Origin of the sequence: Streptosporangium amethystogenes (genome assembly GCF_000721075.1) — a bacterium.
In the GTDB taxonomy this organism is placed as follows: domain Bacteria; phylum Actinomycetota; class Actinomycetes; order Streptosporangiales; family Streptosporangiaceae; genus Streptosporangium; species Streptosporangium amethystogenes.
On the sequence record NZ_JOEQ01000013.1, the window covers coordinates 38,247 to 52,843 of the forward strand.

The following is a 14,597-nucleotide window of genomic DNA, read 5'->3' on the forward strand; positions in this document are numbered from 1 at the left end:
CATGGAATTCTTCGGACACGTGATCGACGGCAATGAGGTGAAGTCCTCCGGCGGCGAGACGTTCACCAGCGTCGACCCCTACACCCGCGAGCCGTGGGCAGAGGTCGCGCTCGGCGGCGCGGCCGAGGTGGAGCGGGCCGTGGCGGCGGCGCGGCGGGCATTCGACGAGGGGCCGTGGCCGCGCATGGGCCGCGCCGAGCGCGGCAGGCTGCTGCATCGCCTCGCCGACCTCATCCTTGAGCACGCCGGCGAGCTCGGCCTGGCCGACACTCGCGACATGGGCAAGCCGATCACCCAGAGCAGCGGCAACGATGTGCCCCGCGCCGCCGACAACTTCCGCTTCTTCGCCGACCACGCCCGGCTGACCACGGCCGAGACGCTGCCGATGGACTCCGGCCACCACGCCTACACCCGCTACGAGCCCGTCGGTGTCGCCGCCGCCATCGCCCCGTGGAACTTCCCGCTGATGCTGGAGACCTGGAAGATCGCGCCCGCACTGGCCTGGGGCAACACGGTCGTGCTCAAGCCCGCCGAGGACACCCCCGCCTCCGCCACCATCCTCGCCAGGCTCGCACTGGAGGCGGGCCTGCCGCCCGGGGTGCTCAACGTCGTCCACGGCTACGGCCCGGACTCCGCCGGGCAGGCGCTCACCGAGCACCCCGGGATCGACCGGATCACGTTCACCGGCGAGTCCGCGACCGGCCGGGTCATCTCGGCCGCGGCGGCGGCGCACCTCGTGCCGGTCAGCCTGGAGCTCGGCGGCAAAGGCGGCAACGCGGTCTTCGCCGACGCCGACCTCGGCAACGCGGTGAGCTGGTCCATCAAAGCGATCTTCACCAACGCCGGGCAGGTGTGCCTGGCGGGTTCGCGCCTGTACGTCCAGCGTCCGGTGTTCGACGAGTTCATCGCCCGCTTCACCGCAGCGGCCGAGGCGATGTGCCTGGGCGACCCCAAGCTGGACTCCACCCAACTCGGCCCGCTGGCCTCGGAGACCCACTACCGAAAGGTGCGCGGCTACGTCGAGACCGTCCCCGAGGAGGGCGGCTCCGTCCGCTCCGGCGGCCTCGGCGACGGCTGGTTCGTCCGCCCCACGGTGATCACCGGCATGCCCGCCACCGGCCGCCACCAGCGTGAGGAGATCTTCGGCCCGGTCGTCACGGTGACACCGTTCGACACCGAGGACGAGGTCGTGGCGCTGATGAACGACACGCGCTACGGGCTCAACGCGATGTTGTTCACCGAGAATCTGTCCCGGGCGCACCGCGTCTCCGCCCGCCTGCGGGCCGGGACCGTCTGGGTCAACTGTTTCTTCGTCCGCGACCTGCGTGCCCCGTTCGGCGGGGCGGGCGACTCAGGGGTCGGGCGCGAGGGCGGCACCTTCAGCCGCGAGTTCTTCACCGAGCCGAAGGCCGTCGTCATGCAGATCGACTGATCCGCGGCGTGACCTGGCCACGGCGACTGGCGCTTGCGGCGCCACAGTCGGTGAGGTGGCCCCCGGTCAGCCACCCGCCCTGAGCTTCAGACACCCGGAGCCACATGCGGGTTGGCCGCACTGCCCTCGGTGCACAGCAACACCACCGTCGAGGCAGAGCCAAGACCCAGCGCGGTACGGCGCTCGCCGGCGCCGTCGCCGGTGAGCACGGCGCGGGCGCCGGCGAGCGAGGCCGCGCCACAGGGACCACAGGAAACACCGAGGGCGGCGAGGTCGCCGGCCGCGCGGGCGCTGTCGGCATCGGCGACGGCCACAGCGGCATCCAGCCCACCACGCAGGTAAGGCCAGGCGATGGCGGAGGGTGTGCCGCAGTTCAGACCGGCCATGATGGTCTCACCGGTGGTGACGCTGACCGGTTCGCCACGTATGAGGCTCTCGATGACACAGGGGGCGGCCACGGGTTCCACCGACAACAACGCCGGGGCCGGCCCCGCCGGACGACTGCGGTAGTGGGTGACGACGGCCTGGGCCAGCGAGCCCACGCCCACCGGGATGGCGACAAGATCGGGCATTTCGACTCCAGCGGCCGCCAACTGCTCGTCGATTTCGACACAGAGGGTGGAATAGCCCTCGACGATCCAACCAGGGATCTGCTCATAGCCCGGCCAGGCGGTGTCCTGGACCAGAACCGTATCCGGCGCGACAGCAGCCCCGGCCGCCCGACGCACCGCCTCGTCATACGAGCCCGCGACCTGAACGACCTCGGCCTGCTCGGCGGCGATGGCCGCCACAGCCCTCGGATGAACACCCCACGGGATGAAAACGCGGGCGCGCTGGCCGAGCAGACGTGCCATATGAGCCACAGCGCGGCCATGGTTGCCGTCGGTGGCGGTCACCAACGTGACCGGACCCGCCCCACCGCGTCCTGCCCGCTCGGCAAGGGCACGGTGCACCGCCCAGGATGCGCCCAGCACCTTGAAAGCGGGCAGCCCCAGACGAGACGACTCATCCTTGACGAAGACCCGCCCAACCCCCAGCTCGTCGGCAAGCCAGGGAAGTTCGATCAGCGAGGTAGGGGCGTACTCGAACAGGGAGGCGTGGAAGTCCCGCACCTCAGCGGGGGCGGGCGCACAGGTCCAGGACCTGGCGGCGGGCCGTGCGAACCACGGCAGCGTACGGACGGAAGAAGCGGTCTCAGACATCGCAGCCAGTGTGCGACACACACTCCAATCGGTCCAGCGGATGTTTCCGACCTATATTCGTCAGAGGAACCAACTAGTCGAAGGCTCGCCGCGACGACGAAGAGAACGGTCTGCGATGTTCGACCTGCACCGACTACGCCTGCTGCGCGAACTCAAACATCGCGGCACCCTCGCGGCCGTCGCCGCCGCCCTCTCCTACAGCCCTTCCACCGTCTCCCAGCAGCTCTCCCAGCTGGAGGCAGAGGTCGGCGTCCGGCTACTGGAGCCGATCGGGCGGCGCGTGCGGCTGACCGAACAGGCAGAGATCCTCGTCGCCCATACCGAAGCGGTGCTGAAACGCCTGGAGCGCGCCGAGGCGGACATCGCCGCCTCCCTGACCGATCTGACCGGGACCCTGCGCATCGCCTCGTTCCAGACCGCCACCCTCGCCCTGATACCCGGCGCACTGAGCATCCTGCGCGATCTCCACCCCGGCCTTCGGACCCACGTCACACAGATGCCACCGGAAACGGCCCTGCCCGCGCTTCAGGCCCGCGACTTCGACCTGGTCATCGCCGAGGAATACCCGGGCAACCCCAACCCCCGGCCCGCCGAACTGGAGCAGGAAGACCTGCTCGACGACTCCCTCCGCCTCGCGCTGCCCGAACCGGCCGATGACGCGGACGGTCCCACGGCGTCGCTGCGTTCACTCGCCGACCGTCCGTGGGCAATGGAACCCGAGGGTACGACCGCTCGCCACTGGGCCATGACCCTGTGCCGGAACGCCGGTTTCGAACCCGACGTACGGTTCGAGACCGCCGACCTTCTGATCCACCTTCGCCTCGTCGAACAGGGCCACGCCGTCGCCCTGCTTCCCGACCTCGTATGGATCGGACAGTCCCCGACCGTCACACTGCTGCGACTTCCCCGCGGCCAGCGGACACGCCGCATCTTCACCGCGGTACGCCGAGGTCGCAGCCGGCACCCCGCCATCAGGGCATGCCGCCACGCACTCCGGCAGGCCGCCACGGCAGCGACGGCCCCGATCGACACCTGATGGGGCCGGTACGCGATTGGCGCCTTTCCTGATAGTTCACGAACGTGTCCTCAGCCGCCAACCAGCGACGCGGTCCTGCTGGGTCAAGCCGCCGCCGGTCCGAACAGGCGGTCCAGATGGTAGTCGATGATCTTGATGGCGGCCTCGTGGCTGCGCTGTCGGCTGAGGACACTGGAGGTCAGGCCGTTGGCGAGAGCCAGAAGGCCGGCGACTTCGATACGCGGGTCACGATCGGGGGCGATGTCCCCGGCCTGCTGCGCGGCGGTCAACCGTACTGTGAGGAAGTTTTCCAGTGCGTTGGGCAGGGTGACCCCGACCGCGGCGAGCGCCGGGTCAGTGAGGGCGGCGGTGTAGTAGGCGGTCCAGGCCATGGAGTCCAGTTTGCTCTGCTCGTCGAAGGGCAGGATCGCGCCGAGGACAGCGGCGAAAACGCCTCGCGGTGTCAGCTCGCCCGCCGCAACGGCGGCCCGCTGCTTGACCCGGCGGTCCATGCGGGCACCCAGCTCGGTGAGGCCGGACTCGAGCAGGGCCTGCTTGTTCGTGAAGTAGTACTGGACGACGCGCAGCGAGACCCCGGCCTCGGCGGCGATCTCACGCATCGACACTGCCTGCAGGCCGCGGGTGCTGGCGATGCGCAGCAGCGCCTCGGTCAACTGGCGCCGCCGCTCATCATGATCCACCTGTCGGGGCATGCCCGTTTCCTACCTGTTGTTCGTGCTGTGCTTCGGCATTGCGGTCCTGGACCGCGCCTGGCCGGGAAAGGTGAGGATTCGCTCGGCGACCAGGTCCGGAGCTTCGACGGGCAGCGAATGTCCGGTGCCGGGCACGATCTCCACACGCCAGGACGGCGCGATGTCGGCCAGCCGCGCGGCCAGCGCCTGCGCGTCGAGCAGTGCGCTGCGGGCGCCCAGCAGCACCTGCACGGGCACGGGCACCTCGCGTATCTGCTCGTCGGTGTAGGCGGGCGGGATGGGCACGCGCCGGCGGAAGGACCATCCGGCCCGCATCAGCTCCACCAGCCCATCCTCGCGCAGCACCCCGTTGTCCACTACGCCGGCCATGCGGTGTCGCAACGTACGAGGAAGCATGGAGGCGATGGCGCCGGCAAGGGCCCAGCGGATGAACCGCCTGGGCAGCGGCGCGAAGCCGCCCGGGTCCACCAGCGTCAGCGCCGCGACCCGGCCGCCCCCGCCGAGTTGCTGTTCCACTGCGGCCCAGCCGCCGGCAGAGAAACCCGCCACGTGTGCGTGCTCGGCTCCGACTGCGGCCAGTACGTCGGTGACCCAGCCACCGACCTCGGCACCGGTCGCGAGCGGCCGCCTCTGAACCGAGCGGCCTGGCTCGCCGAGAGGGTCGACGGCAAGGACCCGGCGCGTGCGCGCCAGCGGCTCGATGTAGCGGTACCAGGCCAACGCGTTCCCGCCGGCACCGGCCAGGAGCACCACGGGATCCCCCTCGGCGGGCCCGGCCCGGTGGACCCGCACAATGCCGGCGCGGGTCTCCACGTCGATGGCGTCCACCGGCACCGGCCACAGCTCGCCGAGCACTCGGTCATAGACGGCGTAGTACTTGTCACGGGCAGAGTCGCTGGTGAAGGCGGACGGCCGGTCAGGCATTCGCATGGTGACCTCATCTCCCGAATGGATACAGTCGTATCCTAACAAGTGACCGGCGAGGCCACAACCGCGGTGGTTGAACGGGTCATCGCCCGTGTGCGCCCGGCCAACACCGCCTCTCAACGGGTGACAGTGCGTGCCGGCCTGGTACGGGCTGAACACCTCGACATCGCCGGTGAGGACGGCTTGGGCTGGAACTTCGCGAAGAACCTGCTTGGCTGAGCCGCGTCGTCACGCCGTCGTTCGAGTTCGCAACAATCAGCCTCTACTGACCTTGCCGTCTGGCGGCACCGTCAAAATCCGCACCGATCCTCCCCAAAGGCCGCCTGAGCTATCCTGCGGCTCATGCCGATCACTGACGTTGAGCTGGCCCGTACGGCGGCGCAGACGGGAGCAGCCGTCGTGCGCACCATGTTCGGCGCATCGCTGACGCGCCTGGAGAAATCCGGTGGTGACTTCGCCACGGCCGCCGACGTGGCAGCGGAGCGGACCATCCTTGATGTCATTCGCACCGCCCGGCCCGGTGATGCCGTGACCGGCGAGGAGAGCGGACGTACGGGCGCGGCCGAGACGGAGCGCATGTGGCTGGTCGACCCTCTGTGCGGCACGCTGAACTACGCCGCGCACACCATGCTGGTGGCGGTGAACGTCGCCCTGCGCGTGGGCTCGGACCTCACGGCGGCGGCCTCGGCCGACCCGTTCGCCGACGAGGTGTTCTGGACCGACGGCGTCCGCGCCTACATCCGCCGCGGCGGTGTGGACGAGCCGCTCAAACCGTCGCCGGATTCGCGGCTGGTGGACGTCAACCTCGACCCACCGTTCCCGAACTCACCCGCCTTCCGTGCCACCACCCTGCTCGCCGATCCGGGGTTCACCGAGCGGTTCCGCCCGCGCGTCGTCTCCACCACCCTGGCGGTGGCCTGGGTCGCCGCCGGCCGGCGAGCCGCCTATGTCACCGACGGCCGACTCCATGACAACGTGCACTTCGCCGCCGGGATCGCGTTGTGCCTGGCCGCCGGCTGTGTGCTGACCGGCCTTGACGGCCGGCCGCCGCATACCGGCACGGGCGGGCTCATCGTGGCGGCCGACCGGGAGACCCACACCGCGCTGCTGGACCTCATCCGTAACCGGTAGTCCCGTCAGCGGGAGCGAGAATGCCGTCCGAGTCCTGACCACCCTGCTCGCGGACGGACCCGATCCGTGTCGCAGGATCTCCGCCAACCACACCGATCGGCCTTCGCGGACCTGACCTGACCTGACCGCCGGCCGCCGGGCTGGTGCGGAGCCGGTTGCGGAGCTAGTGATCGGCCGGGGCCTCCACGAGACCGTCGGCGACCAGACCGGCGAGGACCGCCTCGCCCAGGGCCTGCACCGCGGACTGCGGACGGACCATCACGGTGAACTCCTTGATCCGCTCTTCGTGGTCGAGATGCAACAGGTCGATGCCGTGAATCTGCTTGCCGTTCACGGTGGCCCGGAAGAGCAGGACCACCGACGGGGCCTCGGTACCGTCGGCGCAGGTCTCGGCGGTGCCGTCGAAGTGCCCGATGTAGCGGAAGTCCTCGAAGGTACGCAGGAGGACTCCGAAGAGCCCCAACACCATCGGCCTGCCCTCGAAGGGACTGAACTTCACCGGGCTGTAGAGCCGGACGTCCTCGGTGAACAGGTCGTCCAGAGCGGTGAGGTCGCGGCTGTCGACAGCGGCGCGGAAGCGGTCCGCGGTGGCCATGGCTTCTCCCGGATAGTCATGGATGTGATTAGTCAGTTTCTTTACTATCATGGGCGTGAGTTCCGTGGACAGAGGTGGAAAAGAGGCGGCCTGATGGCTTTACGGCACGCCGTGCTGGCGGCGCTTCTCGACGAGGAGCTGAGCGGATACCAGCTGGCCAAGGCGTTTGACCTGGGGGTGGCGAACTTCTGGCACGCACTGCCACAGCAGCTGTACGCCGAGCTGACCAGGCTGGAGAAGGAAGAGCTGATCACCGGCCGCGAGGTGGTCCAGGACACCCGGCCCAACAAGCGCCTGTTCCGGGTCACCGACGCCGGGCTGGCCGAGCTGGAACAGTTCGCGGCGAGCACCCCCAAGCCCTCCTTCATCCGGGACGACCTGCTCGTCAAGGTCCAGACCGCCGACCACGTCGACACCGAGACACTGATCGCGCAGCTCACCGAACGGGCCGCCTTCGCCGAGGCCAAGATCGGGCTGTTCGACGCACTGTTGCGGAAGATCCGCGGCGACCGCAGCGAGGAGGATTTCCTGCGCCACGGCGAGCGGATCGGCCCCTATCTGACCTGCCTGCGCGGCCTGGACTTCGAACGGGGCAACCGGGACTGGTGCGAACGCGCCGTGGCGATCCTGCGAGAGAGGCTGGCGGCCCATGCCCGGCGATGACCACCTGCGCTTCGTAGCCCTGGGCGACAGCCAGACCGAGGGGCTCGGCGACGGCGACGACACCGTGGGCCTGCGGGGGTGGGCCGACCGGCTCGCCGAACGGCTCGCGCTGCACAACGCCGGCATCCAGTACGCCAACCTGGCCGTACGCGGCCGCCTCGCCGCGCAGGTTCACGAGGAACAGCTCGCCCCCGCCCTCGCGCTACGCCCCGACCTGGCCACCGTCGTCGCCGGAGTCAACGACCTGCTGCGACCCCGGTTCAACGCCGACGAGGTCGCCGGCCACCTGGAGGCGATGTTCGCGGCGCTCACCGCCCAAGGCGCCCGCGTCGCGACCCTCACCTTCCCCGACGTCGCACAGATCACCCCGCTCGCCCGCCCGATCAGCTCCCGCGTCACCGCCCTGAACCACCGCATCCGGCAGGCGGCACATCGGCACCACGTCGTCGTCGCCGAGACCTCCCACCATCCGGTGGTCACCGACCCCCGGCTGTGGTGCCCGGACCGGCTGCACGCCAGCCCGCTCGGCCACGAACGGATCGCCGCCGCCATCGCCCACGCCCTCGACCTGCCCGACAGCGACGACTCCTGGACCCACCCGCTGGCCGACCCGCGAGCAGCCGTCCCCGCCGGCTGGCGCACCGCGGCCGGCGAACTACGATGGGCCGCCTCCTTCCTCGGCCCCTGGCTCGGCAGGCGCCTGCGCGGCCGCTCCTCCGGCGACGGCCGCACAGCCAAACGCCCGAACCTCCTTCCCATGCACGTTGCTTTCGCAAGTGGCGAGACGAAGGAGAACAGCACACGCCCCGGCGACGCTCCCCAACTCTCATGAACGATCCCTTATCGACTCGCACAACTCGTTCGGTCCGCCCCGCTGACCCGGTTCGGGCCAGGGCGGCCAGGGGGAAACACGAGCCGCTCCCGTCCCACGAGTCCAGCTTGCGAAGTCGCGAAGGAGCTTCGAGGTGCGGAGATGTTTGCCCACCGTAAGACGGGTATGCCCCTGCCACAACGCACGAAAGGAAGAGCGGATGGCACGGGACGACGACAACACCAGGCAAAGTCTGGGCATCGATCATGCGCACCAGCCAGGATCACCCGAAGGGTTGAGCGCGCAGGAGATGGACAGCCGCAGCGACCTGGCCACCTGGATCAGCGGCACGCACGCGTTTCCGGCCGACCGCGAGACTTTACTGAAGCGGGCGCGCGCCCAGTCGGCACCCGACGAGGTGCTCTCGGCCATCCGGTCGCTGCCCGATCGCACCTACGAGAACATGGAAGGCGTCGCCCAAGAACTCGGCCTCGGCGGGGAGCAGCATGACTGACCGCACCGCTCACGGCCGTTCGGACAACTCACAGCTTTCACCCCTGACCAAGTAGGTGGCCCGGCTACCCTGACCGCCGCGTTCGATCGGCTTCAAGTCCTTCCTGCTTGGCGGCTGGTCACGCCGCTGGATGTGACCCGGCCGCCCAGGACAGGATTCCGTCGGGAGCACTGGGACGGCCTGACACGATAGGGCGCATGTCTGAGCTTCGAACCGGTCCGCGGAGCGTGTGGACCGACGACGACAGCCCGCTCCCCCCTGACTCCTGGGGACGCGCGAGCTCCGCGAGAGGCGCTCTGCCGTGGGGGTTCACACTCGTCATCGTGCTGCTGGTGGTGGGCCGGTTCACGTTGACGCCACACCTGACGGCGCCCGCACTGCAGACCTGGTCCACGATCTTCGTGGCGATCTGTGTGCAGGCGCTGCCGTTTCTGGTCTTCGGGGTGGCGCTGTCAGCGGCGATCACCGCGTTCGTCCCGGCGTCGTTCTGGACCAGGGCGCTGCCCGGTAACCCCGCCGTGGCCGTGCCGGTCGCCGGGGTGGCGGGGGCGGTGCTACCGGGGTGCGAGTGCGCGTCCGTCCCGGTCGCCTCGGGACTCATGGCCCGAGGGGTGGCCCCGGCCGCCGCGCTGGCGTTCCTGCTCGCCTCTCCCGCGATCAACCCGATCGTGCTGGTCGCGACCGCCGTCGCCTTTCCCGGGCAGCCGCTGATGGTGCTGGCCAGGTTCGGGGCCTCGCTGACCGTGGCGGTGCTCGTCGGCTGGCTCTGGCTGAGGTTCGGCCGCAGCCAGTGGCTGCGGATTCCCTCCCACCCGCACGGCGACGGCCGCAAATGGGTGCGGTTCGGCGAGGCGATGCGGCACGACCTGCTGCACGCGGGCGGGTTCCTCATCGTCGGCGGGCTGGCCGCGGCCACACTGAACGTCGCCGTTCCCCGCGAGTGGCTGACCACGATCGCCGAGGTGCCCTGGCTGGCCATCCTGGTCATGGCGCTGCTGGCGGTGTTGCTGTCGATCTGCTCGGAGGCCGACGCGTTCGTGGCGGCCTCGATGACCGCGTTCTCCCCTACCGCGAAGCTGGCCTTCCTGGTGGTCGGGCCGATGGTCGACCTGAAACTGATCGCGCTGCAGGCCGGCACGTTCGGTGGCGCTTTCACAGCCCGGTTCGTCCCGCTGACCTTCGCACTCGCCGTCCTGGTCAGTACGCTTTTCGGATGGTTGCTGCTGTGATGTCCTCCCGGTCTTCGAAGGATCGTCGGCCCAGGCTCAAGCCGACGAAGGGAACTCACGAACTCCGATGAACCGCGTCACCCAGAACCTCGTCCTGACCCTGCTGGGCTGCGCTGTGCTCCGGATCTCGGCGTTCTCCACGACCTATCTCAACTATGTCAAACCCGGCTTCCAGCCCTTCCTCATCGGCGCCGGTACGGCGCTGGTGATCCTCGGGGTCATCGGGCTGTTCCACGCGGCGAGGACGACGAAGGACACGAAGGGCAGGCCCGGCGAGAACTCGAACGAGCACGGCCGGTCCGACGAAAACGTGCACGGGCACCCGCACGGCGGCCCCCGGGTCGCGTGGCTGCTGTGCCTGCCGGTGTTCGCGATCTTCCTGATCGCTCCCCCTGCACTGGGCTCGTTCGCCGCGTCCCGGGACGACACCCCGCCGCCCCTCGACCAGCCCCTGAGCGCCTTCCCCCCGCTGGCCGACGACGGTCCAGTGGACATGCCGATCGGCGAGTTCATCGGCCGAGCCTGGGACGACGACAGGAGGTCCCTCACCGGTCGCGAGGTCAGACTGACCGGTTTCGTCGTCCCCGCGAAGAAAAAGGGGCAGTGGTACGTCACCCGCATGCAGATCGCCTGCTGCGCCGCGGACGCGTTCCCACTGAAGGTCGCCGTCAGGGGGCTGCAGGCACCGCCCACCGACACGTGGGTCGAGGTCACGGGCACCTGGATCCCGCAGACGTTCAAGAAGATGCCCGCCGGGGTCGTCTACCCCCAGCTCACCGGCAAGGGTCTCGCGAGGATCGAGCCCCCCGACGAGCCGTACGAGTAGGCCGGTCGGGACTCCCCGGCAAAAGGCACTGCCCTACCGGGATCGTTCCTCGTTCCCGCCTGGCCCCACTCGGCCGGCGCCCGTCAGTCCCGGGTCCTGGCCGGCAGTTCGACGATCTCCACGGTGGTGCCGGTTTCGCCGAGGAGGGGGAAGACAGGCGCATCGGTCCGCGACCGTTCTCGTCGCGTTCTTCCCACGCGTGGTGCGGCTGTTCGAGCGCGGCTGAACACTCGTCCGACGAGGCGCACCAGACCTCCGGCCGTCGAGACGACGCGGCTTCGTGCTCGGAAATCCATTTGTCGTCGGCGCCGCTTCCTCGGGAGAATCCTGTCTTCATGAGCCGCCCTGTCATCTCCGAGGTCCCGATCGGTCCGGTGACCGTCCCCGCCGTCGTCGCGGCGCTCGCCGACGGCGACACCGTCACCCCGGTGTGGCGCAACGAACTCGGCGGCCTGACCTTCCGCCTCGAAGACGGGCGTGACGGCGTCAGGTACGTCAAGTGGGTCGCCGCCGGCACTCCGGAGATCGATCTCCCCGGCGAGGCGGAACGCCTGGCCTGGGCGCGGCGCTGGGTGACCGTCCCGCGGGTCATCGAACACGGTACGGACACCGACGGCACGTGGCTGGTCACGGCGGCGGTCCCCGGCCGCTCGGCGGTGGACCCCCGATGGATCGCCGACCCGCCGACCTCGGCGGCCGCGATCGGCCGAGGGTTGCGCCTGCTCCACGATGCCCTGCCCGTGGAGCAGTGCCCGTTCGACTGGGCCATCGATCGACGGCTCGCCCGCGCCGACGAGCGCATAACCGACGGAGAGGGGCCGGCCGACCGGTTCCCCGAGCACCGGCATCTGGAACTCGCCGAAGCCCGGGCGCGAATCGGCGAGCCGCCCGCGATCGACCGCCTCGTCGTCTGCCACGGGGACGCGTGCGCCCCCAACACCCTGCTGCACGACGATGGCACGTTCGCCGCGCACGTCGACCTGGGCTCGCTCGGGGTGGCCGACCGGTGGGCGGACCTCGCGGTGGCCGCGTGGAGCATGGAGTGGAACCACGGCCCGGGGTACGACGGCATCGTGTACGACGCATACGGGATCGCCCCAGACCCGGAACGCATCGCCTACTACCGCCTGCTCTGGGACATGGCGTGACCGGTCACACCCGATCGGCGCCCATGCTCACGGCGGTACGGCACCGGTTCCCGGTGCCGTACCGCCATGACTCTCCGCTGAGACGGTCCGGATCGCCCAGGGCCACGTCCACCTCACCTGCCCGGGCACGGGCGAGCGGAGCGACGGTGACCGCCAGGACGATCGCGGCGGTCACCGGTCCGAAGGCATCGGCTCTGCCGTGCGAGATCTGAGCAGGAATCCGGCTCCTGCCGCGGTGAAGAACATCAGCACGCCGTAGGTGGCGGCCGGGACGGCCATCTGGGAGCTGTTCAGCAGGGAGAGTGCCACCGCGATCGACAGCGTGGCGTTGTGGATCCCGATCTCCATGCAGGAGGCGACGGCCTGGCCGCGCTTCACTCCGGCCAGGCGCGGCGCCCAGTAGCCGACGGCCAGGCTGATCACGCTGAAAACCAGCGTGATCAGGCCCACCGACCGGATGTAGCCGCTGAGGTTGTCGAGTTCCTGAAGCAGGGCACCGGCGATCACCAGTGCCAGGATGACCGCCGAGGCGATCTTCACGGGCGTGTTCATCCGTTCGGCGAAGCGCCGTGCCACGGCGCGGACCGCCATGCCGATGGCGACCGGAACCAGCACGACCGCCATCACCTGCAGGCTCTTGTCGAACTGCAGGCCGAGCGTGCCCGAGCCGACCTCGAAGTAGGACAGCGACAGGTTGGTCACCAGCGGCAGCGTCACGACCGCCAGCACCGAGTTGATCGCGGTCAGCGTCACGTTGAGCGCGACATCACCGCCGAACAGATGACTGTAGAGGTTGGCCGTCGTGCCGCCGGGTGAGGCGGCCAGCAGCATCATGCCGACGGCGAGCGCCGGCGGCAGGTCGAAGACGACCACCAGACCGAAGCAGATCGCGGGCAGTACCAGGATCTGGCAGCCGAGCGCCACGACGGTGGCCTTCGGATAGACGACGACACGACGGAAGTCGGAGATCGTCAGGCTCAGCCCGAGGCCGAACATGATGATCGCCAACGCGATGGGCAGGAGGGTTCCGGCAAGAGCCATGGGGGGTGCTCCTTATCAGCGATCTGTCGCTGGGGCGGCGTGGTGCCATTGCTGAGGTACCATCCACACGATCATCGTCACGGTTATGGCAGTGAGCAACCCACCGGCACAGATCGTCACCTGGGGCCGTACACCGCCGTGGCCCCATGCGGCGGGTCGGCGACCACGGACCTCCGATCAGGACGACGATGAGCGGCCCCCTGACCGGCTCCGTGCTCAGGGCCACCTGCCGGGCCGACGCTGGCTGCGGTTTTGGTGTCCTGGGCGGTTGTGACTGTTTTGTTCACCACCCCGCTTCCTTTACGAAGTAAATCAAATCCGGCATTTACTCTTCGTGTTGCGATGTGCCCAAAGCCGGTTTCCTTCTGAATCCCTTGACAGGTGCGGGCGCACATCACCACAGTGGCCGTCCACGATGATCCCCGCCTCCACGGCGATGGCTTACCTGGCCAGAAGGTCGCGCAGCGCCTTGACGACATCGGCGGGGGCCTCTTCGGCCATGAAGTGGCCGCAGGAGACGGTGGCATGTTCCTGGTGGGGTGCCCATGCCTCCCACAGGGCGGCGGCGTCGAAGCCGAGGGCCGCCCCCCAGTCCTGCTGCAGGACGGCCACCGGCATGCGCAACAGGTTCCCGGCCTGGCGGTCTGCCTGGTCGTGCTCGATATCGATGGCGGCCGATGCCCGGTAGTCGGCGACGATGGAGGGGACGGCCTGGCGGGAGGCCTTCAGGTAGGCGGCGCGGATGTCGGCGGGAATCGCCTCCGGATTCCGGGTCCAGATGTCCAGGAAGTAGCCGAAGAAGACGTCCGCGCTGGCGCTGATCATCTGTTCGGGCAGGCCGGGCGGCTGGGCCATCAGGTAGAGATGAAAGCCGATGGCGGCGGAGGCGCCGTGCATCACGTCCCACATGTCCAGCGTCGGCAGGACGTCGAGCGAGGCGAGATGAGTGACCACATCGGGATGGTCCAGGCCGGCACGGATCGCGACCAGGGCACCCCGGTCGTGGCCCGCCAGGGCGAAGCGCTCGTGGCCGAAGGCGCGCGCGAGGGCGACGATGTCGGCGGCCATGGTGCGCTTGGAGTAGGTGTGCCCATCGGTGTCGGCCGGCTTGTCGCTGTCACCGTAGCCGCGCAGGTCGGGACAGATGACGGTGTGATCGGAGGCCAGGTCGGCGGCGACGTGCCGCCACATCAGGTGGGTCTGGGGGAATCCGTGCAGCAGCACGACGGGGCTGCCGGAGCCGCCTACGGCGACGTTGAGTGACACGCCTTCGGTGACGGTGACGCGCTGGTAGTCGAATCCGGTGATCCTGGGTTCCACGGTGAGGACCCTTTCCGCTAGGCATGTCTG

Annotated in this window: 17 protein-coding genes; 10 read left to right on the top strand and 7 right to left on the bottom strand. The window is 69.4% G+C overall.

Translation table 11 applies throughout. From position 1 onward, the window contains the following. Nucleotide 1: 1 nt before the first annotated feature. Nucleotides 2-1,432, top strand: a complete 1,431-nt coding sequence (locus tag IG98_RS0120260; RefSeq protein ID WP_030914103.1) for an aldehyde dehydrogenase — start codon at nt 2-4, stop codon at nt 1,430-1,432. An 86-nt stretch (nt 1,433-1,518) separates the two neighbouring features. Here the strand turns inward: IG98_RS0120260 and IG98_RS0120265 are convergent, their stop codons facing one another. Continuing rightward, nucleotides 1,519-2,634 (bottom strand): diaminopropionate ammonia-lyase, encoded by a 1,116-nt coding sequence (locus IG98_RS0120265; RefSeq protein WP_030914106.1) that lies wholly within the window; start codon nt 2,632-2,634, stop codon nt 1,519-1,521. A gap of 115 nt (nt 2,635-2,749) precedes the next feature. Between IG98_RS0120265 and IG98_RS0120270 the strand changes: the two genes are divergently transcribed. Next, the gene (locus IG98_RS0120270; protein ID WP_030914110.1) at nt 2,750-3,670 is read left to right on the top strand and encodes a LysR family transcriptional regulator; all 921 of its coding nucleotides are present in this window, start codon (nt 2,750-2,752) and stop codon (nt 3,668-3,670) included. A gap of 83 nt (nt 3,671-3,753) precedes the next feature. Here the strand turns inward: IG98_RS0120270 and IG98_RS0120275 are convergent, their stop codons facing one another. Further along, nucleotides 3,754-4,362: a TetR/AcrR family transcriptional regulator gene (locus IG98_RS0120275; RefSeq protein WP_030914112.1), complete on the bottom strand. Its 609-nt coding sequence runs from the start codon at nt 4,360-4,362 to the stop codon at nt 3,754-3,756. 9 nt (nt 4,363-4,371) lie between these two features. Next, the gene (locus IG98_RS0120280) at nt 4,372-5,292 is read right to left on the bottom strand and encodes an alpha/beta fold hydrolase (RefSeq protein WP_030914113.1); all 921 of its coding nucleotides are present in this window, start codon (nt 5,290-5,292) and stop codon (nt 4,372-4,374) included. Nucleotides 5,293-5,334: 42 nt separating this feature from the next. Between IG98_RS0120280 and IG98_RS48880 the strand changes: the two genes are divergently transcribed. Beyond that, nucleotides 5,335-5,508, top strand: coding sequence for a GNAT family protein (locus tag IG98_RS48880; protein ID WP_211264037.1), 174 nt, complete (start codon nt 5,335-5,337; stop codon nt 5,506-5,508). Nucleotides 5,509-5,631: 123 nt separating this feature from the next. Next, nucleotides 5,632-6,420 carry an inositol monophosphatase family protein gene (locus tag IG98_RS0120290; protein WP_030914115.1) on the top strand — a complete coding sequence of 263 codons (789 nt, stop codon included), beginning with the start codon at nt 5,632-5,634 and terminating at the stop codon, nt 6,418-6,420. A gap of 163 nt (nt 6,421-6,583) precedes the next feature. Here the strand turns inward: IG98_RS0120290 and IG98_RS0120295 are convergent, their stop codons facing one another. Continuing rightward, nucleotides 6,584-7,015 carry a nuclear transport factor 2 family protein gene (locus tag IG98_RS0120295; RefSeq protein ID WP_030914116.1) on the bottom strand — a complete coding sequence of 144 codons (432 nt, stop codon included), beginning with the start codon at nt 7,013-7,015 and terminating at the stop codon, nt 6,584-6,586. Nucleotides 7,016-7,108: 93 nt separating this feature from the next. Here IG98_RS0120295 and IG98_RS0120300 point away from each other — a divergent pair, with 93 nt between their 5' ends. The 6 genes from IG98_RS0120300 to IG98_RS0120325 all read left to right on the top strand — a co-directional run bounded on the left by IG98_RS0120300 (nt 7,109) and on the right by IG98_RS0120325 (nt 12,206). Then, the gene (locus tag IG98_RS0120300; protein ID WP_030914117.1) at nt 7,109-7,678 is read left to right on the top strand and encodes a PadR family transcriptional regulator; all 570 of its coding nucleotides are present in this window, start codon (nt 7,109-7,111) and stop codon (nt 7,676-7,678) included. After that, nucleotides 7,665-8,510: an SGNH/GDSL hydrolase family protein gene (locus tag IG98_RS0120305; RefSeq protein WP_051752520.1), complete on the top strand. Its 846-nt coding sequence runs from the start codon at nt 7,665-7,667 to the stop codon at nt 8,508-8,510. Before IG98_RS0120300 ends, IG98_RS0120305 begins: the two co-directional genes overlap by 14 nt. 199 nt (nt 8,511-8,709) lie before the next feature. After that, entirely contained in the window at nt 8,710-9,003 is a 294-nt protein-coding gene (locus IG98_RS0120310) for a DUF2795 domain-containing protein (RefSeq protein WP_051752522.1), read from the top strand. Nucleotides 9,004-9,200: 197 nt separating this feature from the next. Next, complete coding sequence (locus IG98_RS0120315) at nt 9,201-10,232, top strand: permease (protein ID WP_030914126.1); 1,032 nt, start codon at nt 9,201-9,203, stop codon at nt 10,230-10,232. Nucleotides 10,233-10,299: 67 nt separating this feature from the next. Next, entirely contained in the window at nt 10,300-11,058 is a 759-nt protein-coding gene (locus IG98_RS0120320; RefSeq protein WP_030914129.1) for a TIGR03943 family putative permease subunit, read from the top strand. Nucleotides 11,059-11,393: 335 nt separating this feature from the next. Further along, entirely contained in the window at nt 11,394-12,206 is an 813-nt protein-coding gene (locus IG98_RS0120325) for an aminoglycoside 3'-phosphotransferase (protein WP_030914131.1), read from the top strand. Between the two features lie 4 nt (nt 12,207-12,210). On the opposite strand, the gene IG98_RS50650 is transcribed toward IG98_RS0120325, so the two are convergent. The 3 genes from IG98_RS50650 to IG98_RS0120340 form a co-directional block, all read right to left on the bottom strand. Next, a complete protein-coding gene (locus tag IG98_RS50650) occupies nt 12,211-12,381 on the bottom strand; it encodes a hypothetical protein (RefSeq protein WP_157594426.1) in 171 nt (56 codons plus the stop codon). Further along, nucleotides 12,378-13,247 carry a bile acid:sodium symporter family protein gene (locus tag IG98_RS0120335; RefSeq protein WP_030914134.1) on the bottom strand — a complete coding sequence of 290 codons (870 nt, stop codon included), beginning with the start codon at nt 13,245-13,247 and terminating at the stop codon, nt 12,378-12,380. The genes IG98_RS50650 and IG98_RS0120335 overlap by 4 nt, the downstream gene beginning before the upstream one ends. A gap of 441 nt (nt 13,248-13,688) precedes the next feature. Continuing rightward, entirely contained in the window at nt 13,689-14,567 is an 879-nt protein-coding gene (locus IG98_RS0120340) for an alpha/beta fold hydrolase (RefSeq protein ID WP_030914136.1), read from the bottom strand. Nucleotides 14,568-14,597: the final 30 nt, after the last annotated feature.

Coding starts and splice junctions, on each gene's coding strand:
- IG98_RS0120275 (WP_030914112.1), bottom strand. CDS start 4,362: ATGCCCCGACAGGTGGATCATGATGAGCGGCGGCGCCAGTTGACCGAG.
- IG98_RS0120280 (WP_030914113.1), bottom strand. CDS start 5,292: ATGCGAATGCCTGACCGGCCGTCCGCCTTCACCAGCGACTCTGCCCGT.
- IG98_RS0120315 (WP_030914126.1), top strand. CDS start 9,201: ATGTCTGAGCTTCGAACCGGTCCGCGGAGCGTGTGGACCGACGACGAC.
- IG98_RS0120300 (WP_030914117.1), top strand. CDS start 7,109: ATGGCTTTACGGCACGCCGTGCTGGCGGCGCTTCTCGACGAGGAGCTG.
- IG98_RS0120305 (WP_051752520.1), top strand. CDS start 7,665: ATGCCCGGCGATGACCACCTGCGCTTCGTAGCCCTGGGCGACAGCCAG.
- IG98_RS0120295 (WP_030914116.1), bottom strand. CDS start 7,015: ATGGCCACCGCGGACCGCTTCCGCGCCGCTGTCGACAGCCGCGACCTC.
- IG98_RS0120290 (WP_030914115.1), top strand. CDS start 5,632: ATGCCGATCACTGACGTTGAGCTGGCCCGTACGGCGGCGCAGACGGGA.
- IG98_RS0120325 (WP_030914131.1), top strand. CDS start 11,394: ATGAGCCGCCCTGTCATCTCCGAGGTCCCGATCGGTCCGGTGACCGTC.
- IG98_RS0120265 (WP_030914106.1), bottom strand. CDS start 2,634: ATGTCTGAGACCGCTTCTTCCGTCCGTACGCTGCCGTGGTTCGCACGG.
- IG98_RS0120260 (WP_030914103.1), top strand. CDS start 2: ATGGAATTCTTCGGACACGTGATCGACGGCAATGAGGTGAAGTCCTCC.
- IG98_RS0120270 (WP_030914110.1), top strand. CDS start 2,750: ATGTTCGACCTGCACCGACTACGCCTGCTGCGCGAACTCAAACATCGC.
- IG98_RS0120320 (WP_030914129.1), top strand. CDS start 10,300: ATGAACCGCGTCACCCAGAACCTCGTCCTGACCCTGCTGGGCTGCGCT.
- IG98_RS0120310 (WP_051752522.1), top strand. CDS start 8,710: ATGGCACGGGACGACGACAACACCAGGCAAAGTCTGGGCATCGATCAT.
- IG98_RS0120335 (WP_030914134.1), bottom strand. CDS start 13,247: ATGGCTCTTGCCGGAACCCTCCTGCCCATCGCGTTGGCGATCATCATG.